Origin of the sequence: Amycolatopsis sp. NPDC005232 (genome assembly GCF_040607795.1) — a bacterium.
GTDB lineage: Bacteria > Actinomycetota > Actinomycetes > Mycobacteriales > Pseudonocardiaceae > Amycolatopsis.
Map to the genome: position 1 here is coordinate 252,505 of NZ_JBEXHL010000005.1, position 23,522 is coordinate 276,026.

At 71.1% G+C, this 23,522-nt stretch carries 27 protein-coding genes; 17 read left to right on the forward strand and 10 right to left on the reverse strand.

The genetic code is table 11. The annotated features are described in order from the left end of the window. The first annotated feature begins 35 nt into the window (after positions 1–35). Both ABZU76_RS12540 and ABZU76_RS12545 read left to right on the forward strand, forming a co-directional pair. Entirely contained in the window at positions 36–320 is a 285-nt protein-coding gene (locus ABZU76_RS12540; RefSeq protein WP_354868093.1) for a hypothetical protein, read from the forward strand. 140 nt (positions 321–460) lie between these two features. Beyond that, a complete protein-coding gene (locus ABZU76_RS12545) occupies positions 461–1,231 on the forward strand; it encodes a GAF and ANTAR domain-containing protein (RefSeq protein WP_354868095.1) in 771 nt (256 codons plus the stop codon). On the opposite strand, the gene ABZU76_RS12550 is transcribed toward ABZU76_RS12545, so the two are convergent. Then, a complete protein-coding gene (locus ABZU76_RS12550) occupies positions 1,232–1,450 on the reverse strand; it encodes a hypothetical protein (protein ID WP_354868097.1) in 219 nt (72 codons plus the stop codon). 186 nt (positions 1,451–1,636) lie between these two features. Continuing rightward, on the reverse strand, positions 1,637–2,254 hold the full coding sequence (locus tag ABZU76_RS12555; RefSeq protein WP_354868099.1) for a helix-turn-helix domain-containing protein: 618 nt from the start codon (positions 2,252–2,254) through the stop codon (positions 1,637–1,639). 91 nt (positions 2,255–2,345) lie between these two features. Between ABZU76_RS12555 and ABZU76_RS12560 the strand changes: the two genes are divergently transcribed. Next, on the forward strand, positions 2,346–3,185 hold the full coding sequence (locus ABZU76_RS12560) for an SDR family NAD(P)-dependent oxidoreductase (protein ID WP_354868102.1): 840 nt from the start codon (positions 2,346–2,348) through the stop codon (positions 3,183–3,185). 3 nt (positions 3,186–3,188) lie between these two features. Here ABZU76_RS12560 and ABZU76_RS12565 read toward each other — a convergent pair whose 3' ends face one another. Further along, a complete protein-coding gene (locus tag ABZU76_RS12565) occupies positions 3,189–3,755 on the reverse strand; it encodes a helix-turn-helix domain-containing protein (protein ID WP_354868105.1) in 567 nt (188 codons plus the stop codon). 95 nt (positions 3,756–3,850) lie between these two features. On the opposite strand from ABZU76_RS12565, the gene ABZU76_RS12570 reads away from it, so the two are divergent. After that, positions 3,851–4,804: an SDR family NAD(P)-dependent oxidoreductase gene (locus ABZU76_RS12570; protein WP_354868107.1), complete on the forward strand. Its 954-nt coding sequence runs from the start codon at positions 3,851–3,853 to the stop codon at positions 4,802–4,804. Positions 4,805–4,858: 54 nt separating this feature from the next. On the opposite strand, the gene ABZU76_RS12575 is transcribed toward ABZU76_RS12570, so the two are convergent. Continuing rightward, a complete protein-coding gene (locus ABZU76_RS12575) occupies positions 4,859–5,695 on the reverse strand; it encodes an alpha/beta hydrolase (RefSeq protein ID WP_354868110.1) in 837 nt (278 codons plus the stop codon). Between the two features lie 156 nt (positions 5,696–5,851). Beyond that, positions 5,852–6,364 carry a hypothetical protein gene (locus ABZU76_RS12580; RefSeq protein ID WP_354868112.1) on the reverse strand — a complete coding sequence of 171 codons (513 nt, stop codon included), beginning with the start codon at positions 6,362–6,364 and terminating at the stop codon, positions 5,852–5,854. 196 nt (positions 6,365–6,560) lie between these two features. Here ABZU76_RS12580 and ABZU76_RS12585 point away from each other — a divergent pair, with 196 nt between their 5' ends. The 5 genes from ABZU76_RS12585 to ABZU76_RS12605 all read left to right on the forward strand — a co-directional run bounded on the left by ABZU76_RS12585 (position 6,561) and on the right by ABZU76_RS12605 (position 11,875). Next, positions 6,561–7,670 carry a zinc-binding dehydrogenase gene (locus tag ABZU76_RS12585; protein WP_354868115.1) on the forward strand — a complete coding sequence of 370 codons (1,110 nt, stop codon included), beginning with the start codon at positions 6,561–6,563 and terminating at the stop codon, positions 7,668–7,670. A gap of 34 nt (positions 7,671–7,704) precedes the next feature. Beyond that, positions 7,705–8,994: a Rieske 2Fe-2S domain-containing protein gene (locus ABZU76_RS12590; RefSeq protein WP_354868117.1), complete on the forward strand. Its 1,290-nt coding sequence runs from the start codon at positions 7,705–7,707 to the stop codon at positions 8,992–8,994. A 29-nt stretch (positions 8,995–9,023) separates the two neighbouring features. Then, complete coding sequence (locus ABZU76_RS12595; RefSeq protein ID WP_354868120.1) at positions 9,024–9,539, forward strand: hypothetical protein; 516 nt, start codon at positions 9,024–9,026, stop codon at positions 9,537–9,539. Next, positions 9,536–10,504 (forward strand): PDR/VanB family oxidoreductase, encoded by a 969-nt coding sequence (locus tag ABZU76_RS12600; protein WP_354868123.1) that lies wholly within the window; start codon positions 9,536–9,538, stop codon positions 10,502–10,504. Before ABZU76_RS12595 ends, ABZU76_RS12600 begins: the two co-directional genes overlap by 4 nt. Positions 10,505–10,597: 93 nt before the next feature. Then, positions 10,598–11,875 (forward strand): MFS transporter, encoded by a 1,278-nt coding sequence (locus ABZU76_RS12605; RefSeq protein ID WP_354868126.1) that lies wholly within the window; start codon positions 10,598–10,600, stop codon positions 11,873–11,875. Here ABZU76_RS12605 and ABZU76_RS12610 read toward each other — a convergent pair. Next, on the reverse strand, positions 11,850–12,608 hold the full coding sequence (locus ABZU76_RS12610) for an IclR family transcriptional regulator (protein ID WP_354868128.1): 759 nt from the start codon (positions 12,606–12,608) through the stop codon (positions 11,850–11,852). The genes ABZU76_RS12605 and ABZU76_RS12610 overlap by 26 nt on opposite strands. 114 nt (positions 12,609–12,722) lie before the next feature. Between ABZU76_RS12610 and ABZU76_RS12615 the strand changes: the two genes are divergently transcribed. From ABZU76_RS12615 to ABZU76_RS12630, 4 genes are all read left to right on the forward strand, one after another. Then, complete coding sequence (locus ABZU76_RS12615) at positions 12,723–13,313, forward strand: helix-turn-helix domain-containing protein (protein ID WP_354868131.1); 591 nt, start codon at positions 12,723–12,725, stop codon at positions 13,311–13,313. Between the two features lie 910 nt (positions 13,314–14,223). Continuing rightward, positions 14,224–14,592 carry a roadblock/LC7 domain-containing protein gene (locus ABZU76_RS12620; protein ID WP_220247833.1) on the forward strand — a complete coding sequence of 123 codons (369 nt, stop codon included), beginning with the start codon at positions 14,224–14,226 and terminating at the stop codon, positions 14,590–14,592. A gap of 52 nt (positions 14,593–14,644) precedes the next feature. Continuing rightward, complete coding sequence (locus tag ABZU76_RS12625; protein ID WP_326835412.1) at positions 14,645–15,016, forward strand: hypothetical protein; 372 nt, start codon at positions 14,645–14,647, stop codon at positions 15,014–15,016. Positions 15,017–15,041: 25 nt separating this feature from the next. Then, entirely contained in the window at positions 15,042–15,710 is a 669-nt protein-coding gene (locus ABZU76_RS12630; RefSeq protein WP_354868134.1) for a hypothetical protein, read from the forward strand. Between the two features lie 12 nt (positions 15,711–15,722). On the opposite strand, the gene ABZU76_RS12635 is transcribed toward ABZU76_RS12630, so the two are convergent. Continuing rightward, entirely contained in the window at positions 15,723–16,697 is a 975-nt protein-coding gene (locus ABZU76_RS12635) for a zinc-binding dehydrogenase (RefSeq protein ID WP_354868136.1), read from the reverse strand. A 55-nt stretch (positions 16,698–16,752) separates the two neighbouring features. Between ABZU76_RS12635 and ABZU76_RS12640 the strand changes: the two genes are divergently transcribed. Continuing rightward, a complete protein-coding gene (locus tag ABZU76_RS12640) occupies positions 16,753–17,553 on the forward strand; it encodes a helix-turn-helix transcriptional regulator (RefSeq protein ID WP_354868138.1) in 801 nt (266 codons plus the stop codon). Between the two features lie 48 nt (positions 17,554–17,601). Here ABZU76_RS12640 and ABZU76_RS12645 read toward each other — a convergent pair whose 3' ends face one another. Beyond that, positions 17,602–17,781, reverse strand: a complete 180-nt coding sequence (locus tag ABZU76_RS12645; protein ID WP_354868140.1) for a hypothetical protein — start codon at positions 17,779–17,781, stop codon at positions 17,602–17,604. Positions 17,782–17,900: 119 nt separating this feature from the next. Here ABZU76_RS12645 and ABZU76_RS12650 point away from each other — a divergent pair, with 119 nt between their 5' ends. Then, the gene (locus ABZU76_RS12650; RefSeq protein WP_354868142.1) at positions 17,901–18,380 is read left to right on the forward strand and encodes a hypothetical protein; all 480 of its coding nucleotides are present in this window, start codon (positions 17,901–17,903) and stop codon (positions 18,378–18,380) included. Positions 18,381–18,454: 74 nt separating this feature from the next. Here ABZU76_RS12650 and ABZU76_RS12655 read toward each other — a convergent pair whose 3' ends face one another. Continuing rightward, positions 18,455–19,720, reverse strand: coding sequence for a heavy metal translocating P-type ATPase (locus tag ABZU76_RS12655; RefSeq protein WP_354868144.1), 1,266 nt, complete (start codon positions 19,718–19,720; stop codon positions 18,455–18,457). A gap of 317 nt (positions 19,721–20,037) precedes the next feature. Here ABZU76_RS12655 and ABZU76_RS12660 point away from each other — a divergent pair, with 317 nt between their 5' ends. Beyond that, positions 20,038–21,477 carry an aldehyde dehydrogenase gene (locus ABZU76_RS12660; protein ID WP_354868146.1) on the forward strand — a complete coding sequence of 480 codons (1,440 nt, stop codon included), beginning with the start codon at positions 20,038–20,040 and terminating at the stop codon, positions 21,475–21,477. An 89-nt stretch (positions 21,478–21,566) separates the two neighbouring features. Beyond that, the gene (locus ABZU76_RS12665; protein ID WP_354868148.1) at positions 21,567–22,874 is read left to right on the forward strand and encodes a helix-turn-helix domain-containing protein; all 1,308 of its coding nucleotides are present in this window, start codon (positions 21,567–21,569) and stop codon (positions 22,872–22,874) included. A gap of 4 nt (positions 22,875–22,878) precedes the next feature. Here ABZU76_RS12665 and ABZU76_RS12670 read toward each other — a convergent pair whose 3' ends face one another. Further along, entirely contained in the window at positions 22,879–23,514 is a 636-nt protein-coding gene (locus ABZU76_RS12670; RefSeq protein ID WP_354868151.1) for a TetR/AcrR family transcriptional regulator, read from the reverse strand. Positions 23,515–23,522: the final 8 nt, after the last annotated feature.

Below are 23,522 nucleotides of genomic sequence, written 5' to 3' on the forward strand. Positions count from 1 at the left end.
ACGACCGGAGGAAGGCGGGATGGCGGATGCTCACCATGACCCGATCGGCGATCGCGGCGATCGACCGGATCACCGAGGCCCACCAGGTCGGGCGGCGCGGCGGCTGCCGCCTGGTCCTCGACGGGCCGCCCCGGGAGGGGACGGCGGTCGAGGTGGAGGTGGCGACGTGTCCGGGCAAGGGCGATGACGTCGTCGCGATCGACGACACACAGGTGTTCCTTTCGCGCGAGGCCAGGGTCGGGCTCGCGGAGAAGGTCCTCGACGTCCGGGAAGACCTGGAGGGCCACTACACCTTCCTGATCGAGAACGCCGGCCGGTGACGTCGGCGGGACACCGGCCGCGCCGCCCGCGACGACGAACACCGCGGTGCCCTTTCACAACTGCGGTTCTCGCTAGGTGAGGCATCGGCGCGATGATCGCCCGACTGGAGGTTGGACTCGTACGAGGAAAAAGGGCCAATATGAGTACTACGCGCGAGATCGGGGAGGTGACCGCCGTGGCCGACCGGGAACGGCTGGTGATCCGGGCGTTCGTCACGATGGCGGACACCCTGGTCGAGGGGTACGACGTAGCCGAATTGTTGCAGAGCCTGACGCAGCGGTGCGTCGAGCTGCTCGAGGTCGGGGCCGCCGGGCTGACGTTCGCCGACGAGCAGGGGAGCATCCAGGCGCTGGTGTCCCCGGCGGAGCAGGACGGGCTGCGGGAGCTGGTCAAGCTCGGAACCGACGAGGGCCCGGGCGTGGACTGCTTCCGGTCCGGGGCCGCGGTCCACGCGGCCTCGATCGGCGCGAACACCCAACGGTGGCCACGGTTCGCCGCGGCGACGCTGCGGGCGGGGTTCGCCTCGGTGCACGCGCTGCCGCTGCGCCTGCGCGGGCTGACGATCGGTGCGCTGAACCTGTTCGGCCGCACGGCGGTACCGGTCGAGGACCTCGCGCTGGCGCAGGCCCTCGCGGACACCGCCACGATCGGGATCCTGCAGGCACGCGCCATCCGCGGCGGCGAGGTGCTCTCGGGCCAGCTGCAGTCGGCGCTGAGCAGCCGCGTGATCATCGAGCAGGCGAAGGGTGTGTTGTCGGTCAGCGGGCGCCTGTCGATGGCGGACGCGTTCACGGTGCTGCGCCGGTACTCGCGCAGCAACAACGCCCGGCTCAGCGAAGTCGCCCGCTCGCTGGCCGAACGCGAACTCGACCCGGCCGTGGTGCTGATGCGGGCGGACCGAGGGAACTGATCACGGGCTCGCCCGCTCCGCCGGAGCTTTCTCCCCGGCGGCCGGTTTCAGTCCGGACCCGACCGTCCCTTGTGGACATTCCGGGCCTCGCACCCGGACGCGGTCGATCATCCTCTGTGCCTCGGCCTCGGTGAACCGGCCCTGGCGCACGTAGCCGACGATGGCGGCCACGGTGCTCAGGTGCGGTTCGGCGATGCCCGTCAAGTCCACGGAATCCACGGCGGCCCCTCACCCCGTTGGCTCGCCGCCGGGGGCAGGGGCGGCTCTTCGCACCCTACGCGCTCGGTGTGCCGTTGTGCGGGACTCGGACACACCTTCTGCGGCAACGATTTCAGCGGTCCTCGGTCGCAACAGGGCAGCGCTGGCAGGAAAAATCCCTGCCGACGTGGGGGAAACCGGGACGGATCAAGCCTTCCCGGCGGGGGCGACGGCGGCCATCGCCCGGTCGAGGCACGCGGCGAACGTCTCCGCGGCCCCGCCGGCGAGCCACGCGTGCTGCGCGGCGAGCAGGCACGAGAACGCGGCGCCGGCGACGGCGGGAAGCGCCGGGTCGGTCGGGTCGGACGGCGTGCCACGGGTTTCGGCGCGTTCGCGCAGCACGGTCTCGGCCGCCGCCGCCATGCGGTGCAGCTTCTCGAGGTAGCTCGCCAGCAGGGCGGGCGTCGCGAAGACGATGCGTTGCATGGGTTCGGCGACCTCGTGCTTGCCGGGCGCGTCGACGTAGGGCACCAGCAGGTCGAACACCCGGCGCAGTGAGGTCCAGGCCGGTTCGTCGAGCGGGCGCTCGCGCAGCCGCTCGACCATCGTCTCGGCCAGCACCTCGAACTTGCCGACGATCAGGTCTTCCTTGGTGGGGAAGTAACGGAACAGGCTGCGCCGCGACAGGCCCGCGGCCTCGGCGACGTCGTCCATCGTCGTGTGCTCGTAGCCGTGCTCGACGAACAACCGCTGCGCGGCCTCGGTGATGTCCTGCTGAACGGCCCGGCGGGTCCGTTCGCGCAGGCCGGGGCGGTGGTCGGTCACCGGGCCACCCTAGCAGCGCCCGGCAGAGTTGGCACTGAGTGCCATAAGTGGCGTACAGTGCCGATTGAGCAACCCGAGAACGAGGAGCGTCATGTCCGAACCGAAGACGATCGTGATCACCGGTGCCAGTGACGGGATCGGTGCGGCCGCGGCCCGCCGCCTGCACGCCGACGGCCATCGAGTCGTGGTCGTCGGGCGCTCGCCCGCCAAGACCGAGGCCGTCGCCAAGGAGCTCGGGGTCGAGCACCACACCGCCGACTTCGCGCGCTTCGCTCAGGTGCGCGACCTGGCCGCCGCGCTCGACGCGGCCCACCCGCGCATCGACGTGCTCGTGAACAACGCCGGCGGCATCTTCGGCGACCGCGCGAAAACCGCCGACGGCTTCGAGAAGACCCTGCAGGTCAACCACCTGTCGCCATTCCTGCTCACCACGCTGCTGATGGACAAGCTGCTGGCATCGCGCGCCTCGGTGATCCAGACGTCGAGCTCCGGCGCCCGGCTCTTCGGCGACCTGCGCCTCGACGACCTCGGCCATGACGCCGCGTTCACGCCGCACAAGGCCTACGGCACCGCGAAGCTGGAGAACATCCTGTTCACCCGCGAGCTCCACACCCGCTTCCACGCGCGGGGCCTGTCCGCGGCGGCCTTCCACCCCGGTGCGGTCGCCACGGCCTTCGCGACCGAGAGCTCCAGCTTCTTCCGGCTGGTCTACACGAACCCGCTCGGCCGGATGGTCATGGTGAGCCCGGAGAAGGGCGCGCGACAGCTGGTCTGGCTGGCGACCACGGCGCCGGGTGTCGACTGGGAGTCCGGGGCGTACTACGAGCGCGGCAAGCCCGCCCGGCGCGTGAACCCGCAGGCGAACGACGACGACCTCGCGCGCCGGCTGTGGGACCGCTCGGCCGATCTCGTCGGGGTGAAGACCGCCTGAGGCTCAGTGGGGCCGGAGGCCGGCCACGACCAGGTCCAGCAGTCGCGACGCCAGCTCGCGCTGGTCTTCGTGGCCCGCGATGAGGGTGACGCCGCCGATCGCCATCATCACGTCGTCGGCTGGGACGTCGGCGCGCAGTGTCCCGGCCTCCGCTGCGGCGGTCAGCATGCGTTCGATCGCCGCGCGCAGCAGGTCGCGGCTGTGCGTGCGCAGGCCTTCGCGGGCGGCGAGGATGCCGGGCAGTGCTTCGGCCATCCCGTTCTTGGTGAGCATGTAGTCCACGAACCGCTCCGCCCACGCGCGGAGAGCGGCGTCGGGTGCCAGCTCGGCGAGCAGGTCCGCGGCGGATCCGGCCAGGCGTTCGGTCTCGCTGCGGTAGGTCGCCTCCACGAGGTCTTCCCGGGCCGGGAACCGCCGGTACAGCGTGGCGATGCCGACGCCGGCCTCCTTCGCGATGGCCTTGAGCGAGGTGTCCGCCCCCTGGTGGGAAAACGCGCGCGCCGCGGCCTCGAGGATGCGGTCCTGGTTCTCCTGCGCGTCGGCCCTCAGCGACCGTCCGGTGTTCGTCACGCCACTCCTTTTTGCTAAGTGGACCCGCATCCGATTATAGTCGTAAGTGGAACCAGCTCCACATACGAGACTAGCGGAGCAGAGAGGACAGCACCATGACCCAGCGAGTGACCACGCCCTTCGGCGCGACGTCCACGGCGGCCGAAGTGGTCGCCGGGGTCGACCTGAGCGGCCGGCGCGCCGTCGTGACCGGGGCGGCGTCGGGGATCGGCGAGGAGACGGCCCGCGTGCTCGCGTCGGCCGGCGCGGAGGTGACACTGGCCGTGCGCGACCAGGCAGCGGGGCAGCGGGTGGCGCGCGAGATCGTGGCGAGCACGGGCAACGCGGCCGTGCACGTGGCCACACTGGACCTGGCCGACCCGGCTTCGGTCAGCGCGTTCGTGGCGGCCTGGGAAGGGCCGCTGCACATCCTGGTGGCCAACGCCGGCGTGATGGCCACACCCGAGCGCCGGACGGCGCACGGCTGGGAGCTGCAGTTCGCCACCAACTACCTCGGCCACTTCCAGCTGGCGACCGGCCTGCACGGAGCGCTCGCCGCGGCCGGGCACGCCCGCGTGGTCGTGGTCAGCTCGGTGGGACACGTCAACGGCGAGGTCCTCTTCGACGACGTGTCCTTCGCCCGCGCGCCGTACGACCCGTGGGCGGCCTACAGCCAGTCGAAGACGGCCAACATCCTCTTCGCCGTCGAGGCCGCCCGGCTCTGGGCGGCCGAGGGGATCGCGGTCAACGCGCTCAATCCGGGCCGCATCTGGTCGACGAACCTCGGCCGGCACATGGACAACCCGCCTTCGGCCTTCGATCCCGCCGGTGCGACCGGCGTGTCCGTGAAGGACATCGCGCAGGGCGCCGCGACCTCGGTGCTGCTCGCCGCGTCGCCGCTCGTGGAAGGCGCGACCGGGAAGTACTTCGAGGACTGCCAGGAAGCCGAGCCGTTCACCGCCGGGGTGCGGCGCGGCGTCGCCGACTTCGCGCTCGACCCGGCGAAGGCGCGGCGGCTGTGGACGCTTTCGGCGGAACTGCTCGCCGAAGCGGGTTATCCGGTCGCGTGACCGGGACGCCGGTGTGGTGCCGGGTGCACGGATGCACCACACCGGCGCGGGCCGTCACTCGCGCAGGAACGTGAGCAGTTCGGCGTTGAAGGTGGCGGCGTGGGTGACGTTGAGGCCGTGCGGGGCGTCCTCGACCAGCACGAGCCGGCTGTCGGGAATGGCCTCCGCGGTCCGCTTCCCGCTGACCTCGAACGGCACGATCGCGTCCGAGTCGCCGTGGATGACCAGCGTCGGGATGGTGAAGGCCTTCAGGTCGTCGCGGAAGTCGGTCTTGGTGAACGCGGTGGTGCAGTCCAGCGTGCCCTTCGGGGAGGCGAACGCGGCGATCACCGTGTTGTAGGCGTGCACCGAAGGGCTGACCAGGTCGGTGCGGCCCTTCACGGAGAAGAAGTTCGTGACGAACCCTTCGACGAAGGCGGGGCGGTCGGCGCGGATCCCGTCGTGGAAGCCCGTGAGCGCGGCCTCGTCGAGACCGCCGTCGGGGTTCCCGTCCTCCTTGAACAGGTACGGCGGCACGGCCGCGGCGAACACGGCCTTGGCGACGCGGCCGGTGCCGTAGCGACCGACGTAGCGCGCGACCTCGCCGCCGCCCATCGAGAAGCCGACGAGCGTGACCTCGGTGAGGTCGAGCGCCGCGAGGAGCTTGTCGAGGTCGTCGGCCAAGGTGTCGTAGTCGTAGCCGTCCCACGGCTGCGACGACTGCCCGAATCCGCGGCGGTCGTAGGTGATCACGCGGTAGCCGTCTTCGACGAGCGCCGGCACCTGGCCCTCCCACGAACGGCTCGACAGCGGCCAGCCGTGGATCAGCACGACCGGGCGGCCCGCGCCGTGGTCTTCGTAGTAGAGCTCGATCGGCGCGCCGTTTTCTTCCCCGACTGTCACCTTGGGCATGAACTGTCCTCTCACTGGCGAAACGGAGTGGGTGCGGAGCCTCGGGTCGTGGCCTCGTTGCCGGGACCGGTGCTGCCGAGTGAACGGTATTACGGGGCGGTGGTGTCGCGGCAGTACCGCGGCCGGTGAACTTCCCCGAACGGCCTTGTGCGCTGCCTAAGTCGTCGCCGGCGTGCTCGGCGTGCTCGTCGAGCTGCCGCACACGGAGACGACGGCGCTGATCGCCGTGGCGACCTGCGTCGCGGCCGTGCGCAGCGCGGTGACGTCGAGCGGCTGGGTCGTCAGCACGTCCTGCAGCTGCTGGAGCGCCGTCCCGGCGGCGTCGAGGTCGGATTGCGCTTGCGGCCCGAGCTCGGCCTTGGCGGCGTCGAGGGACGAGCGCAGGTCGCGCGCCGCGGTAGTCACCTCGTCGCGACTCGCTTGGCCGGTGACGAGCGAGGCCGTCTTGGTCGCGAGGTTCTGGGCCGCCGTGGCGACCGAGGCGCACGCGACGCGCCCTCCGTCCGAGGTCGGCGCGGGCGAGGCCGGGGCGGACGCCGGCGGCGGCGTCTGTCCATTTTGGCCACCCGCGCACGCGGCGGTGATCGCGAGCGCGCCGAGCAGCGCCGCGACGGCCGCGACGGCCCGCCGCGCCCTGGGGTGGCGTCCGGCGCCGGTTTCCTCGGCCACGTCCGCCTCCTCGTCTGCGCCGACGGTGGTCTGCCCACCATCGTTGCGGCGCGGGCCGGTCGCCCGCCTCGCCCGGTCCGGGTGAGCTGCACTGCCCTTGACGTCTTCGGCGCACGCGACTTACTCTCCTATCACCAAATGATTTGTGGATATCGCACAGTGATAAATAAGCGGTGATAACAGTGGAGGTGGCGTGATGACGCGCTCGGACGACGCGGGGCTGCCCGCCATGGCGCGGGCGAGCGTGGCGCTGCCGGACGCGACGGGGGAGGTCCGCTCGTTCGACCTCGTGCCGGCCGGTCCCGGCGAGGGCTGGCTGGAGGTCATCGCGTCGGGGATCTGCGGTACCGACGTGGCGTTGTTCGGCCGGGGCGTCGCCGAGCCGACGGTGCTGGGACACCACGTCGTCGGCCGGGTGGCGGCGCTCGGTGCCGAGGCGGCGCGGCGACGCGACCTGGTCCTCGGCGATCGCGTGGTGCTGGAGGAGTACCTGCCCTGCGGCCGGTGCCCGACGTGCGCGACCGGGTCGTACCGGCTGTGCCCCGAGACCGACCTGTGGCGCGGCGGCCGGCGCGTGGGCCTGATCCCCGCGGCCGAGCGCCCCGGCCTCACCGGCGGCAACGCCGAGTTCACGTTCCTCCCGGCCAACGCGGTGACCCACCGCGTGCCGGCCGGGCTGAGCGACGCGCTCGCGGCCTGGGTGCTCCCGTACGCCAACGCGATCGACTGGGTGACCGGCGCCGGAGCGCTGCGCGGCGGGGAAACCGTCGTGGTCCTCGGGCCGGGTTACCACGGGCTCGCGGTCGCCGCGTCGGCGCGGCGTGCGGGTGCCGGCCGGGTGTTCGTGACGGGCCTGGCCCGCGATGCGCAACGGCTGGAGATGGCCGAGGCACTGGGCGCGCATCCGGTGGTCGTGGCGGACGAGACCGTCCGGTTCGGACACCTCCCCGAAGGCACGGCGGACGTCGTCGTCGACACCGTGGGCAGCGACCCGTCCGTGCTCGACCCCGCCGTCGCCCTGCTCGGCCACGGCGGGCGCCTCGTGCTGACGTCCCCGAAGAACCCGGCGCCCATCACCCTCGACTCGGCTTCGCTGTTCCGGCAAGGACTTCACGTCGCCGCCGTGCGCGGCCGCTCGCCGGAAGCCATCGCCGAAGCCCTCACCTCACTCACCGCCGGCGACTCCGGCCTCGACGCCGTGCCGACCGTGGAGGTCGACCTCGACGGCACGGCCGAGATGCTCGCGCGCCTGGCCGCCGGCACCGGGCCGGAGTCGCCCCACGTCGTCGTCCGGCCCGCCGCCTGACCCGAACCGCACCCACCACGAGAAGGAGTCTGTGTTGCTGACACGCGAGCAGAACGAGCGGCTCGTCCGCACGAACAAGGGCACCGAGATGGGGACCTTGCTGCGCCGCTACTGGATCCCGGCCCTGCTGGCCGAGGAGATCCCGGAGCCGGACTGCCCGCCGGTACGCGTGCAACTGCTGGGGGAGCGGCTCATCGCGTTCCGCGACACCGAGGGCCGGATCGGGCTCATCGACGAGTTCTGCAGCCATCGCACCGCGTCGCTCTTCTTCGGCCGCAACGAGGAATGCGGGCTGCGCTGCGCCTATCACGGCTGGAAGTACGACGTGGACGGCAACTGCGTCGACATGCCCTCGGAGCCGCCGGAGAGCCGCTTCCGCGAGAAGATCAAGCAGACCGCCTACCCCTGTGTCGAACGTGGTGGCGTGATCTGGGCGTACCTGGGCCTGCCCGAGCTCAAGCCGGACCTGCCCGAGCTGGAGTGGGCCACGCTGGCCGGCTCGCAGGTGTTCGTGTCGAAACGCTTGCAGGAAACCAACTTCATGCAGGCGATGGAGGGCGGCATCGACTCCAGCCACGTCTCCTTCGCGCACCGGTTCAACATGGACGACGACCCGATGCACGCCGGGACCGCCGGGCTGGAGTACCTCAAAGCCGACACCCGCCCCAAGTTCGAGGTCATCGAGTCCGACGGCGGCCTGCTGATCGGCGCGCGGCGCAACGCCGGCGACGACGAGTACTACTGGCGCGTCACGCAGTGGATCATGCCGTGGTACACGATCATCCCGCCGTTCGGCACGCACAACCCGCTGGGCGCGCACGCCTGGGTGCCGATCGACGACGAGACCTGCTGGGCGTGGAGCATCAACTACCACCCGACGCGTGACCTGCGCGAGGACGAGGTGGCCTCGATGCGCCGTGGCGAGGGCATCCACGCCAAGTACCTGCCCGGCACGTACCGCACGTTGGCCAACAAGGACAACGACTACCTCATCGACCGCGAAGCGCAGCGGCGCAAGCGCACGTTCAGTGGCGTCGAGGGCATCGCGGCGCAGGACTTCTCGCTGCAGGAGAGCATGGGCCCGATCGTCGACCGCACCAAGGAACGGCTCGGCACCAGCGATGCCGCGATCATCCTCGCCCGTCGCCGGCTGCTCGCCGCCGCCGAGGAAGCCGGCGAGAACGGCGACCCGCTGCCCGGCGACCGGGCCGAGCACCACCGTGTCCGTTCGGCTTCGGTGCTGCTGCCGAAATCGGTGCCGTTCAACGAGGGCGCGAGGGAAGCGCTCGTCGTGCGGCCCGGCGAAGAGTTCGTGTCCATCTGACCCCGCACCCCGGAAGGAGGGACCCGGCCATGGCCGAACCCTCGTGGCCCCGCCGGTCCTACGAAGCCGGCGTGCTGCTGATCCCGCTCGACGCCGCCGCCCGTGCGTGGGCCGATGCCCGAGCCGGAACCGGCCTGGCCGGCATCACCGTCGCCGACGAGCTGCTGCTGGACTCCCAGCAGCGTTTCGAACCCGAGCCGCTGCCCGCGACGGGCGAGGGCCGGGCCGTGAGCAGTCCCGTCGAGCGGGCAGTGCACGAAGCCGACGTCGTCGTGCTGCTGGCCCACGACCTGCCGGAGGTCGATCGCACCGCCGTCGGGGTGATCGGCGACGCGGCGCGGTCGGCCGGGAAGCTGCTCGGCGCGGTGCTCGTCAGTCCCGGGGCGCGATGGGAGGACCCCGCCGCGCATCTCGCCGTCGCCGCGATCCGGGAGTCGGCCGACAACGTGGTGATCCTCAAGGACGATGCCTTCGTGACCGCTTTCCTGCAAGTACTGCGCGGTGGTGCGCGCGACGGCGAGCTCACCGGGGGTGCCGCGCGATGACGGAGGAGACGACCCGCGCCGTGCGGGTGGTGCAGGCGCGCTGGGAAGCCGAGGGCGTGGTGTCGCTGCGGCTGCGAGCCGCCGACGACCGGCCGTTGCCGTCGTGGACGCCCGGCGCGCACCTCGACGTCGTGCTGCCTTCGGGGCTCGTGCGCCAGTACTCCTTGTGCGGGGAACCGGATTCGCCCGACTACACCGTCGCTGTGCTGCGCGAAGCGGCCGGGCGCGGCGGGTCGGCCGAGATCCACGACACGGCTCTGCTCGGGCGGGAGCTGCGGATTCGCGGGCCGCGCAACCGGTTCGAGCTCGAACCCGCCGGTCACTACGTCTTCGTGGCCGGCGGCATCGGCATCACGCCGCTGCTGGCGATGATCCGCCAGGCCGCGGACCACGGCGTGCCCTGGCAGCTGCACTACGGCGGACGGCGGCGCGACACCCTCGCCTTCGCCCTTGAGCTGACCGAGCTCGCGCGGCGCGGCAACGGTGAGATCCATCTGCGCAGCGACGACGTCGAAGGTCCGCTTCCCTTGCTGGACATCGTCCGCGCCGCCCCCACCGGGGCGATGCTGTACGCGTGCGGCCCCGGCGGGCTGCTCACGGCGCTGGCTGAGACCGTCGAGCGGGAGAACCCCGCTCTGCTGTTGCGGTTCGAGCGGTTCACCGGCGAACCCGCCGAACCGATCGGCGTCACCGCGCAGGAGTCCTTCGAGGTGGAGCTGGCGCAGACCGGCGAGACCGTCACCGTCCGATCCGGACAGTCCATTCTCGACGCGGTGCGCGTCAAACGGCCGGACATCCTTTCGTCCTGCGAAGAAGGGTTCTGCGGTACCTGCGAGACCAAGGTGCTCGCGGGGGAGCCCGTGCACCGCGACACCCTCCTCAGTGCCAAGGAACGCGCGAAGAACACCACGATGATGATCTGCGTCGGCGGCTGCGCGTCCGCCCGGCTCGTGCTCGACCTCTAGCGGAGACCGGCTTTCCCGGCCGGTTCCGCCTCTCCCCGACGGCGCGGGTGTTCCCGTCCGCGCCGCCCGGCACCCCACCACGGAGGCTCAACGATGAGCGTTGCCCCGGCGGCTCCCGTCGCCCTGTCCAAGTACCGCTGGCTCGTGCTGTTCGCGTGCTGGTTCTCCTTCACCCTCACCTCCATCGACCGCTCGACGTGGGGCCCGGCCGCGGTGTTCGTCGGGCAGGGCCTCGGCGTGCCGCTTGCGAGCCTCGGCGCATTCGCCACCGCGTACTACGTCGGTTACGTCGTGTCCAACGCCGTCGGCGGTGTGCTGTCCGACGCGATCGGCAGCCGCCGCACGCTCACCGCGTCGCTGTTCGGCGCCGGCGTGCTGATGATCGTCTTCGGCTCCACGACGTCGGCGGCGCTCGGCATCACCGTGCAGGCACTGGTCGGGCTGTTCGCCGGCGCCGACTACGCCGCCGGCATCCGCCTGGTCACCACGTGGTTCCGGCCGAACGAGCTCGGGCTGGTGATCGGCGTCTTCCTCACCGCGACGTCCATCGGCCTCGGCATCGCCAACGCGATCGTGCCGAGCCTGATCGCGTGGCACGGCTGGGAGACGAGCTACCACCTCTTCGGCGGGATCTCGATCGCCTTCTCGGTGGTGCTGTACTTCGTGCTCAAACCCGGCCCGCTCGGCACGCCGCCGGTCAGCCGGAGCACGTCGGCGCGCCGCCGGTTCCTGCCCGACTTCTCGCTCGTGCTGCGCAACCGCAACCTGCTGTTCGTGAGCCTCGCCGGGTTCTGCGCCTTCTGGGGCGTCTACGGGTTCGTCACGTGGGCCAACGCGCTCATGATCAAGGGCCACCACATCTCGCCGGGCACGGCGGGGCTGGTCGTGGTGATCTTCTCGGTCATGGCCGCGATCGCCAAGCCGTTGCTGGGGTTCCTCGCCGACCGGTTCTTCCCGGACAAGCGCAAGCTGCCGATCATCGCGCTGTCGGGCATCTTCGGCGTGCTGCTGATCGTGTTCGGCACCCTCGGCGCGACGTCGACGTTCTTCTGGATGGGCGCGATCCTGGGCCTGTTCGCCTACGCGGCGATCACCTTGCTCGTGGCGTTCGTGCCGACGCTGGTCCCGGCCACCGTCACGGGGACCGCGGCCGGCACGACCAACGCCTTGTGGCAGCTGGGCACCACCATCGTTCCCGTGGTGGTCGGCGCGGTGTTCGCCGGCACCGGATCGTTTCTCGCGGCGTTCGCGACGCTGGCCGCGGGGCCGCTGCTGGCGATGGTCCTGATGCTCGGGGTGCGCGAAGGTCGCGGAGAGCCCGAGCCGGCGGGGACGCCGGCCAAGGTCAGCGCGGGTCGAGCGCGTGGCTGAGGTTCGCCGCCGCCTCGCGCACGCGGTCGATCACGAGGGCCCGGCGTTCGTCGTCCATCCGGAACGCCGGGCAGGGTGCGGAGATTGCGGCCACGACCTGGCCCCCCTCGTGCACCGCGGCCGAAGCGGCCCACACGCCCTGGTCGATCTCCTCGTTGCTGACCGCCCAACCGCGTTCGACGTCGTGCTCCACCTCGCGCAGGAACTCGTCGCGACCGCGGGCCGGCGGCTGGGCGCCCGACTCGAGAGCGGAGTCGACGTAGGCCGCCCGCTCGGCGGGGGTCTTGGCGCCCAGCAGCAGGCGCGCGCTCGCGCCCCTCAGCAGGGGCAGCGGCTGGCCCGGTTCGAACGACAGCCGGAACCGGCTCGGCGTCTCGATCCGGTGGAAGCACACGGGCTGCCCGGCGACCATCCGCATGAGCAGCACGGCTTCGCCGATCTGCTCGGCCAGCCGGCGCATGTGCGGCTCGGCCAGGTCCACGATGGGCGTGGCCTGCCGGGCGGCCCGCCCGAGGGCCGCGACCCGCATCGACAGGTGGTACCGGCCGCGGTTGCCTTCTTCGATGAGGCCCATTTCGCGCAGCATGGCGACGTAGCGGTGCGCCGAGGGCACGGGGACGTCGACCTTCTCGGCGAGGTCCTTCACCGACGCCGTCGGGTGCTGCTCGGTGAACGCGAACAGCATCTCCAAAGCCCGCCGAGCGCTGTCCGCTCCGGTTTTCGCGCCTGCCACCCGAGTGTCCTCACCTGCCGTCGAGAGTCTCGCCGAAGCTGTTGCACCGGCGGGGCCTTGGCGGAAGTCTATCATCGAATGATTGCGAATTATCACAGGTTGATACAGGAGGGCATGGTGTCCCATCCCGGCGACGCGGTGAAGCGCGCGGTCTCGGCACGGATCTTCGCACTGCTGGACGTCGTCGCCGAAGCAGCCACGCCGCCGACATTGAGCGCGATCGCCCGCGACGCGCGCCTGCCGGTGCCGACCGTGCACCGGCTGCTCGGTGACCTCCTGCGCTCGGGCGCGCTCGTCCGCACAGCCGACGGCGGCTACCAGCTCGGGGAGCGCATCTGGCGCCTGGGTGTCGCGGCGCCGTGGGAACGCGAGTTCCGCGCGGCGGCCGCGACCCACACCCACGCACTCGCGCGGCGCACCGGCTCGGCGGTCGCGTTGAGCGCCCTGGACGGCACCCGCCTGATCTGCCTCGACTCCGTCGCGGGCCTCTGGGAGACGGTCGAGCTGAGCCGGTCGGGCGACTCCCTGCCGACGGCGGCCGCCAGCGCGGGGAAGATCCTGCTCGCCGGTGCGGCCAAGGACCGCGCGCCGGCCGTCCTGAGTGGACGGCTGCCGCGGTTCACGCCCTTCACCCCCGTCGAGCCCGGGCTGGTCCGGCCGCTGCGGGACGCGGCGGCCGCGATCGCCGCCGCCCTCAGCTCATGACGAACCGCGTTCCGGCCACTGCTCCTCCTTGAACACCCCGCGGAAACCAGGTGCCTCAGAAAACCTCGGGCGAGGGTGCGCGCCAAGCATTTCTCCCGCTTGGCGGAAAAGCCCGGTCGCGGGGTCAGCGAAAGGGCGGCGACGTGGTCCGCTCGGGGTGGCCGGGGGAGTACGAGCAGCTGATCGACTCGTGCGTCGCGCTCGCGATTCGAAGTGCATTAAGGCTTGCAGCTGCGGCCATTCGGCCTAACCGCGCCGTCACTGTCCGGCCGCGTCCACATCGGATTGTCGAACCGGCGCCGGGAGTTCATCGGCGACGCTGCGCCCGAACGCGAAGACGAACTCGCCGAAATGCGGCATTCGCGGCGGCCGAATGGGCGCAGTTTGCAAGTGCAGTGGCGTGTTTCACAGTTGTACCAGTCCTGCGTGATCCGTGAACCGACGCTCGCGCGGGCAGGTGAGCCGACGGCAAATCCAGAGCCGACGGCCGCGATTCCCCGGCCGTGTCGTGGCAGTTCGCGCCGGTGATCGAAGGCGGAAAACGGTCCGAACCGCGATTTGGTGATCTTTTGACCGCGACCAGACCATTCCCTCGGTTCTGGGCCGGAGTGACCGAATGTGGTTGGGCTGATCGTGTGGGCCTGGAAGTGATCTTGCGTGGCCCGTTGGCCGAGAGTGGTGGTGTCGGTAGTGTCTGCGCTCGCAAGGGTGACCCCAATGGGCGATGATCGAGTCGGCCGGCCGGGTTTCGCACCACGAAGTGAACTCGGAGTCATTGCTGGAACGTGATCATCGGACCGACTCCGAACGTGCTGTGCGCGGATCTTGCCCACCCGGTCACCGGGGTACACCGGGTCTTCGGAATTCCATCCGATCCGTTCGTCCTTTTTCGACGCAGGAAGATAGAATAGTGGATTTCGACGCGCTGGCCGCCGAGCTGAGAAAACTCCGGGAAAACGTCGCCGGCGTCACCGACACCGTGCTCGCGGCGGTCGACGGGATACCGATCATGGCCGACGCGGCCGACCACCTCGATCCCGCGAAGCTGTCCGCGCTGGCGGCCGCCGACCTCGGGATCGCCCGCCAGGCGTCGGAGGTGTGCGGGCAAGGCACGTTGAAGCAGACCGTGGTTTTCAGCAGTGACGGCTACATGGCCGTGTACGCCATCGGCCGGGTGGCGGTGCTGGTTGTCATGGGGGACAAGGGACTCAACGTCGGTCGCCTGCTGTTCGAGTCCCGCCCCGTCATCGAGCGGCTCGGCGCGATCCTGGCCGCCTAGCCGAACCCGGCACCCCGCCCACCACCAGTTCACAAGAGGAGTTCGAGTGATGATGAACATCGACACCGCGTTGAAGGAAGCCATGTCCATCGCCGGCGCCATCGGCGTCGCCCTGGTCGACTACGACAGCGGGATGTCGCTCGGCACGAGCGGCGGCGGCGACTGGCTGGACCTCGAGGTCGCCGCGGCCGGCAACACCGAGGTGGTGCGGTCCAAGCTGCGGGTGATGGCCTCGCTCGCGCTCAACGACAGCATCGAGGACATCCTGATCACCCTGCACCGCCAGTACCACCTGATCCGCCTGCTGAACTCGGTCGGTTCCCGCAACTCGCTGTTCCTCTACCTGGTGCTCGACCGTGAACGCGCGAACCTGGCGCTGGCGCGGCACTACCTCAAGCGCATCGAAGCGGACCTGCAGGTCTAGCTCCACCCCCACAGAGGAGGCGGTGATGACCGGAGGCGGGTCCAGCGTCGCTCTCACCATCGGCTCGGCGTTCATGACCGACCTCGGGTCCCCGTTCCCGGCGAAGATGAACCTCGCGGGTGACGAGCTGGAGTTCACGTTCGTGCTGTCGGGCCACCCGCCCGGCGACGTCTCGGAGTGGGTGCGGCTGCGGTCCGGCGTCGGCCTGGCCGGCCGGGTGCCCCGCTTCACCGCCGACGCGGGCGGGCGCCGGCTCCGCGTCGAGCTCACCGGGACCGCGATCGGTGCGTTGATCGTGCCGTTGGCGGACCTGGCGCCGGCCGGGGTCAACGCTCCGCACCCCGGCCCCTGGCAGGACCGGATGACCACCATGGTGCAGCTCGCCGTGGACGAGATCGCGCGAATGCTGTCGAGGTGCCGGCACCGGGCCGGGGGTGCCGAACCGCTGATCGACCTGGAACTGTCCTACGAGCCGGACCGCGAGTACCGCACCCGCGTCACCGAGGTCCACGAGCAGGTGCGCGCCTTCGTGTCCCCGGTCCGGCCCGTGCTGGAACTGCGCTGGCGCGCGGTGACCCCGGCGCAGCGCAAGGCCCTGCTCGACGAGCTGCCCGACATCGCCCCGGCCCGCAGGTGGTTCCGCCGCAGCCGCACCACGACGATCATGGGACTCGAAGTGGAGCTGCCGTCCTGAGTGGACACTCCACTAGGGCAGCACGACGAGTTTCCCGATGGCTCGGTCGTTTTCCAGGTAGCAGTGGGCCGCGACGATATCCTCGAGGCCGAAGACCCGGTCGAGGCTGGGCCGGTAGACGCCGGCCTCGACCCCGTGGACGATCCGCTGCATCACGGGTGTGCTGCCCTTGAGGTTGTCACTGTGGAACGCCGTGAGCTTGGTGCCGGAGGGGATCATCGCGATCGGTTCGAGGTCCGGGATCACCCACCCGCTCAGCGAACCCGCCACGCACACCGTCCCGGTCCGCCGGACCAGGTTCAGCGAGTCGATCGCCGTGCTCGCCCCGACGAGGTCCAGCACGTGGTCCGGTCCTGCGGGCCAGAGCGCGTGCACACTCGCCGCCAGCGAGCCACCGGGGTCGACGAGCACGTGGTCGACACCGGCGGCCTTCAAAGCGTCGACCTTGTCCGGACGCCGGGTCGTGGCCGCGACCTCGACCCCGCGGGCGGCCGCGATCGACGCGGCCGCCAGCCCCACCGACGACGTCCCGCCGCGGATCAGCAGCCGGCCCCGCGTGGCCGCCAAGGTGTCCAGCGCGCCCTGCGCGGTCAGGTACGTCTCCGGCAGCGCGGCCAGGACGTCCCACGGCAACGTGGTCGTGATCGGCATCAGCAGCGGGTTCGGCACCAGGGCGTACTCCGCGTAGCCACCGTCGAATTCGCGGCCCAGCTCACCCATCACCGCCGCGACTGTCGTGCCCTCCGACAGCAGGGGATCGGTGGAGACCGCCACGGTTCCCACGCACTCGATGCCCAGCACCCGTGGGAAGGTGACATTCGGGGAGTGCCCCTGGCGCGTCCTCAGCTCCGACCGGTTCAGGCCCGCGCCCCGCACTCGCACCAGGCTCCAGCCCTCCCGCACCGCCGGCACCGGCACCTCACGGATCTCCAGGACCTCCGGCCCGCCCGCCCGGACGCAGACCGCCGCTCGCATCGTCGTACCCATGCCCTGCACTCTCGCCCGGACGCGCGCTGACCGGCCACCGGTAGAATGCCAACTCATGCCCGACGGCCGCCAACCTGCCCGCTCGCACGTCTGGCCGTCCGGCGGCGCGCACTTCTGGCCGTCGGGCGGAACGAGCCCCGTGCAATCCCACCCGCGCGGCCACCTCGTGTACGCCGCCCGCGGCGTCCTGTCGGTCCACACTGGACAGGGCACCTCGATCGTCCCGGCCAACCGCGTCGCCTGGACGCCCGCCGGTGCCACCCACCACCACCGCGCCCACGGCGACACGGACATGCGGATCGTCTTCCTGCCGCCGTCCCTCGCCCGGCTCGTGCCGGACCACCCCGCCGTGTTCGCGGCCTCCGATCTCGCCCGCAGCGCCCTGCTGACCCTCACCGGGCCCCGCAACTACGACCCTTCCGCGCGCCCCCTCGACCCCGCGGCGCGCGCCCGCCTCCGCCGCGTGCTCGTCGACGAACTCCACGAGGCCCCCGAACAACCCCTGCACCTCCCGCAACCCCACGACGACCGCTTGCGCGCCCTCGCCCGCGCCCTGCACGAAACCCCCGCGGACAACACCCCCCTCACCGACCTCGGCCGCACCGTCGGCGCCAGCGCCCGCACCCTCAGTCGCCTGCTCCACGACGAGCTCGGCATGACCTTCTACGAGTGGCGCACCCAGCTGCGCGTCTACCACGCCCTGATCCTTCTCTCCGAAGGCCACGACACCACGCACGTAGCGCACGCCTGCGGCTGGGCCAATCCGAGCCACTTCATCGCCGCGTTCACCAAACTCGTGGGCACGACACCGGGGCGACACCGGGCCGGTCGGCAGGGCCGGGAGCCGGGCTTCTAGGAGCGACAAAGGCACCATTCGATTCGGTGCCCGGCAGCGCGGGCACAGTCACGCCGGGGCGGAGCCGCGCAGAGCGATCCGCCAGATGTCGCCTGGCTGCCGGTGCATGATGATGGTCGAGCCCGGGGCGCTGTCGGGGTTGAGCCACACGCGGCGTTCCGTGGGCAGACCGACCGGCCAGTGGATGTCGGCGATGACGTAGCGGCCCTCGTAACTCGTGCCCCGCATCGGCTCTCGGTTGTCGCACGCCCTGCTGTTATATTGACACGTGTCATCTTTTGGGTTCCCGGTCGCCCGAAGAAGGTCGATCCGGACCTCGGATGACCGGGTATACGGGAGGAAGAACCTTGCGAGCCATCACCATCAGCAACGACACCCGGATCAGCCGGAGCCCCGAGGAGGTCTACGACTACGTGACGAAGCCGGAGAACTGGGTGGGTACCCACCCAGTCACCGTGGCGGTCAGGGACGCGCCGGAGGGCAGCGCCGTGGCGGGCACCCGCTGGATCGAGGTCATCGGAGCTCCCGGCACGCTCGACGAGGGCGGCTACGACACCGAATGGCTGGCGACCACTTCGGTGCCCGGCCACACCTGGGTGATCGAGACCGATCGACTGCGCTTCGACGGGGTCCGGTGCCAGATCGTCTACACCCTCATGGCCGAGGGCAGTTGGACGTACTTCCGGCGTGACATGACGGTTCTGGTGGCGGCGGGAGCCGATCTCGATCCGGTCCTCGAGAAGAAGTTCATGGAGGACTCCGCTCATCCCGGCGACTCGGTGCACGCCGGCTACCTCGCCGCGGTCAAGGCGGCACTGGAACGCTAGCCGGGCCGAAGCCAAGGGGGGCGCACTCAGGCGTGGTGCGCCCGCTTTCGTGAGGAGTCGCGGTGATCCGGAACTCAGCCGATGTCCTGGTCCATTGTGGAGGTATCCCGGGCCGGTTGAGTGCCGTGAGGGCTGAAGGAACGCAACCGCATGCTGTTCGACACCACGAGTACCGAGGACAGCGACATCGCGGCGCCCGCGATCAGCGGGTTGAGCAGGCCGAGCGCGGCGAGGGGCAGCGCGGCGACGTTGTAGGCGAACGCCCACACGAGGTTTCCGCGGATTGTGGCGAGGGTGCGTCGAGCCAGCCTGACGGCGTCGGCGACCGCGTGCAGGTCCTCGCGGACCAGGATCACGTCGGCGGCTTTCATCGCCAGGTCCGTGCCGTCGGCGACGGCCAGCCCGAGGTCCGCCGAAGCCAGGGCCGCGGCGTCGTTGATCCCGTCGCCGACCATCGCCACGCAGCGCCCGGCTTCCCGCAGTTCGCGTACGATCCGCGCCTTGTCGGCGGGAAGTACTCCGGCCCGGACCTCGCCGATGCCGAGGCGTTGGGCGACCGCCCTCGCGGCGCCTTCGTGGTCACCGGTCAGCAGCACCGTCCGCAAGCCCAGCCGGTGGAGCTCGGCAACCGCGGCCCGCGCGGAGTCGCGGAGCTCATCAGTGAGGTCGACGGCTCCCAGGACTTCGCCCTCGCGGGCAACGAAGACCGTGGTCGCACTGTCCACAAGGGAGCTTGACAGGCCGGGCGGGATAGTGAGCCCGTCTGCTTCGAGCAGCGCGGCGCGGCCGACGGTGATCGCGGACCCGGCCACGACGGCGCGGACGCCCAGTCCCGCCAACGTCCGGAAGTCGCCGGCGGGAAGCACGTCGCCGGCGGCCGGCACCAGGGCGGAGGCGAGCGGGTGCTCGGAACCCGACTCGGCTGCTCCCGCCAGCCGGAGCAGTTCCTCATGCGACGTCCCGGCCACCGGGCGCACATCGGCGACGGCCATCCGGCCGGTCGTCAAGGTGCCGGTCTTGTCGAGAACGACGGTGTCGACCGCCCGGCTGGCTTCCAGCGCGCCGATCCCCTTGACCAGGATCCCGAGCTGGGCCCCGCGACCGATCCCCGCCATCAGGGCGGTGGGCGTCGCCAGCCCGAGCGCGCAGGGGCACGCGATGATCAGGACCGACAGGGCCGCAGCGAAGCCGTGGCCCCAGTCGTCGCCGGCCAGTGCCCAAGCCACGAGCGTGACGGCCGCGCAGCCGAGCACGACCAGCACGAACACCGCGCAGACGCGGTCGACGAGACGTTGCACGTTCGCCTTGTCGGCCTGGGCCCGGTCCGCGAGCGCGGCCATCCGGGAACCAGCTTGCCCATCATGCCGGTGCCGCCGGCGACTGCCACGCGCATCGTTGCCTCTTCCTCCGGGTCTCGGCGTTTTCGTCAACCAGACTGAGATGCCCGGCAGGACGTGACACCGTGCGTTGCCCGTCACAACGGATCGTGGCCACGCCGGCGGAAGGGCGATCGGAGGTGGTGCGGCGTGCCTTCGCACCGCGAGTGCAGGGCGCTGCTGCCGATTTGCGCTGTCGGCGCAGGCAACAGCGTCCGGCCGCGTGTGATCGTGGCTTCGGCGAGAAGCCCGGCCCGAGCCGGACGAAAGGTGATCCGACCATGCAGGTACACGAAAGTCTTTACCTCGGCGGCGAGTGGCGGCCGGCCTTGGACAACGCGGCGATCGAAGTGCGCTCGCCGAGCACCGAGCAGCTCATCGGTTCCGTGCCGGCGGCCGGCCGGGCGGATGTGGACGACGCGGTCGCGGCGGCGAGGCGGGCTCTGCGCTCGGCGGAGTGGGCCGACCTGAACCCGGACCGGCGGGCCGCCCTGATCGACCGGTTCGCCGACGAGCTGGTCGCCGATCTGGCCGACCGCGCGCGGTTGACGAGCGAGCAGAACGGCATGCCGATCTCGATCGCGCTTCCCGCGGAAGGACAGCTGCCGGTCGGTCTGCTCCGCTACTACGCCGAACTGTGCCGGACCCGGCCGGTCGAGGAACGCCGGCCGCGGCTCGACGGCCGGGGCAGCACGCTGGTCCGCCGGGAGCCGGTGGGGGTGGTCGCGGCGGTCGTGCCGTGGAACTTCCCGCAGACGCTCACCATGTTCAAGCTCGCGCCCGCGCTCGCGGCCGGATGTCCGGTGGTGCTCAAGCCGTCTCCCGAGACCGTGCTCGACGCGTTCGAGCTCGCCGCCGCGGCCGACCGCGCGGGTATCCCGCCCGGCGTGCTGAACGTGGTTCCCGGAGGCGCCGACGTCGGTGAGTACCTCGTGGCGCACCCCGGAGTGGACAAGGTGGCCTTCACCGGGTCGACTACGGCGGGGCGCGAGATCGGCGAGGCGTGCGGCCGGTTGCTGCGGCCGGTGACGCTGGAGCTCGGCGGGAAGTCGGCGGCGATCGTCGCCGACGACGCGGACGTGGCGGCCCTGGCACAGCGGCTCGCCGGAGTGTCGCTGCTCAACAGCGGTCAGACCTGCTACGTCTCGACGAGGATCCTGGCGCCCCGGCGCCGTTACGACGAGGTCGTGGACGCGGTGGCGGGAGTGGCCGGCTCCTTGACCGTCGGAGACCCCCTCGACCGGGCGACACAGATCGGACCGATGGTCAGCAGCCGCCACCGCGATCGAGTCGAGGCCTACATCGAACTCGGCGTCGCGGAGGGCGCCAAGCTGGTCGCCGGCGGCGGCCGTCCCGAGACGGACCGGGGCTGGTTCGTGCGCCCCACGGTGTTCGCCGGAGTGGACGCCGATTCCCGGATCGCTCGTGAGGAGATCTTCGGCCCGGTGCTGGTCGTCCTGCCCTACGAGGAGCTCGACGAGGCCGTCGCACTGGCCAATGACTCGGACTACGGGCTCGGGGGCACCGTGTGGACGTCCGATGTGGAAAAGGGGATCGACCTCGCGCGGCGGATCGAGTCCGGCAGCGTGGGGGTGAACTTCTACTCACTGGATCCCGCGTCTCCCTTCGGCGGCTACAAGGACAGCGGAGTCGGGCGTGAGCTTGGGCCTGAGGGGCTCGCGGCGTACGAGCAGCTCAAGTCCATCTATCTGTCCCACTAGGCTGGTGGTGGTCCAGGAAAATCGAGACTTCGCGGGTCCAGGTCGTGGACCAGTCGTGGGCGAAGATCGCTGGGGCTACGGTCGGCCAGGTGGATTCCTCCGTGGATCGTTCTTGGCTGCGCGCACTCCGTCCCGACGACCAATACGTGCTCGGTGGCGCGGCGAGCCGGCCGGACCTGCTGGCCGAAATGGCCGAGATGATCGGCGAGGGTGCCGTCGGCTGGGCGGTCGAACGCAGTGAGGTGCTCTTCGAACGGGTGGGCTGGACGGCGCCCTTCGGGGACTTTTCCATGGCCCGCGCGGTTCCCGAGGCGATCGTGCTCAGCGCGGTGCTGTGCCTGTGCACGGGGCGACCGGTGACCGACGCGCTGCTGGCCGAGGCGACCAACGCGATTCGGCACGCGGTGCCGCGGGGGCTCACGATCGAGCAGATCATGCAGGGGCTGCAGCGGACGTTGAGCAACCTCACGGCGGAGCTGTTCGCGTTCGCCGACCGCACGCTTCCCGCCAACCGGATCACCGCCGCCGGACGGCAGGTCGTCGCCGATCTGCTGGCCTGGCTGGACGCGCTGACCGAGATCCTGGTCGAGAACTTCTCGGCGGAGCGGCAACGCTGGGTGGAGAGCGCCGCGTACGCCCGGCGCGACCTGGTCGAGGCGGTACTGGACGGCACCGAGGAGGGCGAGCGCTCGCTCGAGCGGCTGGGCTACGACCTCTCCCAGCACCACGTCGCCCTGGTGTTGTGGGGACTCGAGCGAGGCGAGCAAGATCCGCACCTGCTCGAGCGCGCCGCGGTGCGGCTGCTCGATCGGACCGGCTGCACCGCGCGCCTGCTGGTGTTCGTCGGTCCGGCGAAGCTCTGGGCCTGGGGCAGCCGCGCCCGCGAAGCACCCCGTCGGTTCGAAGAGGGGACTGAGTTCGAGGGCATCCGTGCGGCCGCCGGTCTGCCGGGCCGTGATGTGGCCGGGTTCCGCGAAAGCCACCGGCAGGCCGCGCTGGCCGAGCGGATGTCGAGGCAGGCCTCGCGGAAGCGGCACCTGTTCGACTTCGCGGACCTCGACCTGGCCCTGCTGCTGTCGGACGATCTCAGGCTGGCCCGCGACTTCGTGCGGCGGCACCTGGGGCCACTGTCCTCTTCGGACGACTCCTCGGCCGAGCTGCGCGCGACCGTGCGGGCGTACCTCGAGCACGCGCGCGGGGTCGGCGCGGCCGCGGAACAGCTGCACGTCGCGAAGAACACGGTCCTCTACCGGGTGCGCAAGGCCGAGCAGCTGCTCGATCGGTCGTTGAAGGACGATCATCTCAAGGTGCAGGTGGCCCTGCACCTGGCGGAGACGATCGGCGCCGAGGTGCTCGCGCCGTCGGAAGGCCCGGCGCGCACGAGCACCGGCCGGTGACCGGTCAGAGACCCGCGACCAGCAGGTCCGCGATGGCGTCGGCGTGCCGGCTGGTCGCCTCCGGCGTGAACGGCTCGTCGCCGAAGAGCCGCCGCGTCATGCCCTCGTTGGTGAACGGGGCCGCCCCGCCGGTGGTGATCAGGTAGTACAGCGTGGGGAGCGGGACCCGCTCGAGGTGCTCGTCGTCCACGAGCTCGCGGTACGCCGGGAGGAACGTGTCGAGCATGGGCCGGACGAAGTGGTCGAGGAGGTACTCCAGCCGCTCGCTCGGCCGGCGGGCTTCGTTGTTCATGATGCAGCCGAGATCCGGGTTGCTCGCGGCGAAGCCCACGAACGTGCGGATCATCGTCCGCAGCCGTTCCCGGGGCTCGGCACCGGGCACGTCGGCCGCGGCGACCTGGGCGACCGCGTTGCCGAATCCCCAGTCGACGGCCGCGTACCAGACCGCCTCCTTCGAGCCGAACCGTTGGTGCAGCACGTTGTGGCTGACGCCGAGCTCGCGGTTGAGGTCGCGGATGGACACGCCGTGGAAACCCTGGACCGCGAACGCGTGCAGCGCGGCGGCCAGGATGCGATCGGTCGACGCCGGGGCCGCCCCCTTGCGGGGACGGCCGGGACGCCTCGGACTTGCCTCGCTCACGGCCTGGA

What these genes read in the sequence shown, in the direction of transcription:
- ABZU76_RS12540 (WP_354868093.1), top strand. Translation starts at nt 36, where the DNA reads ATGACCCGATCGGCGATCGCGGCGATCGACCGGATCACCGAGGCCCAC.
- ABZU76_RS12545 (WP_354868095.1), top strand. Translation starts at nt 461, where the DNA reads ATGAGTACTACGCGCGAGATCGGGGAGGTGACCGCCGTGGCCGACCGG.
- ABZU76_RS12560 (WP_354868102.1), top strand. Translation starts at nt 2,346, where the DNA reads ATGTCCGAACCGAAGACGATCGTGATCACCGGTGCCAGTGACGGGATC.
- ABZU76_RS12570 (WP_354868107.1), top strand. Translation starts at nt 3,851, where the DNA reads ATGACCCAGCGAGTGACCACGCCCTTCGGCGCGACGTCCACGGCGGCC.
- ABZU76_RS12575 (WP_354868110.1), bottom strand. Translation starts at nt 5,695, where the DNA reads ATGCCCAAGGTGACAGTCGGGGAAGAAAACGGCGCGCCGATCGAGCTC.
- ABZU76_RS12585 (WP_354868115.1), top strand. Translation starts at nt 6,561, where the DNA reads ATGACGCGCTCGGACGACGCGGGGCTGCCCGCCATGGCGCGGGCGAGC.
- ABZU76_RS12595 (WP_354868120.1), top strand. Translation starts at nt 9,024, where the DNA reads ATGGCCGAACCCTCGTGGCCCCGCCGGTCCTACGAAGCCGGCGTGCTG.
- ABZU76_RS12600 (WP_354868123.1), top strand. Translation starts at nt 9,536, where the DNA reads ATGACGGAGGAGACGACCCGCGCCGTGCGGGTGGTGCAGGCGCGCTGG.
- ABZU76_RS12605 (WP_354868126.1), top strand. Translation starts at nt 10,598, where the DNA reads ATGAGCGTTGCCCCGGCGGCTCCCGTCGCCCTGTCCAAGTACCGCTGG.
- ABZU76_RS12615 (WP_354868131.1), top strand. Translation starts at nt 12,723, where the DNA reads ATGGTGTCCCATCCCGGCGACGCGGTGAAGCGCGCGGTCTCGGCACGG.
- ABZU76_RS12625 (WP_326835412.1), top strand. Translation starts at nt 14,645, where the DNA reads ATGAACATCGACACCGCGTTGAAGGAAGCCATGTCCATCGCCGGCGCC.
- ABZU76_RS12630 (WP_354868134.1), top strand. Translation starts at nt 15,042, where the DNA reads ATGACCGGAGGCGGGTCCAGCGTCGCTCTCACCATCGGCTCGGCGTTC.
- ABZU76_RS12635 (WP_354868136.1), bottom strand. Translation starts at nt 16,697, where the DNA reads ATGGGTACGACGATGCGAGCGGCGGTCTGCGTCCGGGCGGGCGGGCCG.
- ABZU76_RS12640 (WP_354868138.1), top strand. Translation starts at nt 16,753, where the DNA reads ATGCCCGACGGCCGCCAACCTGCCCGCTCGCACGTCTGGCCGTCCGGC.
- ABZU76_RS12645 (WP_354868140.1), bottom strand. Translation starts at nt 17,781, where the DNA reads ATGCGGGGCACGAGTTACGAGGGCCGCTACGTCATCGCCGACATCCAC.
- ABZU76_RS12655 (WP_354868144.1), bottom strand. Translation starts at nt 19,720, where the DNA reads ATGGCCGCGCTCGCGGACCGGGCCCAGGCCGACAAGGCGAACGTGCAA.
- ABZU76_RS12660 (WP_354868146.1), top strand. Translation starts at nt 20,038, where the DNA reads ATGCAGGTACACGAAAGTCTTTACCTCGGCGGCGAGTGGCGGCCGGCC.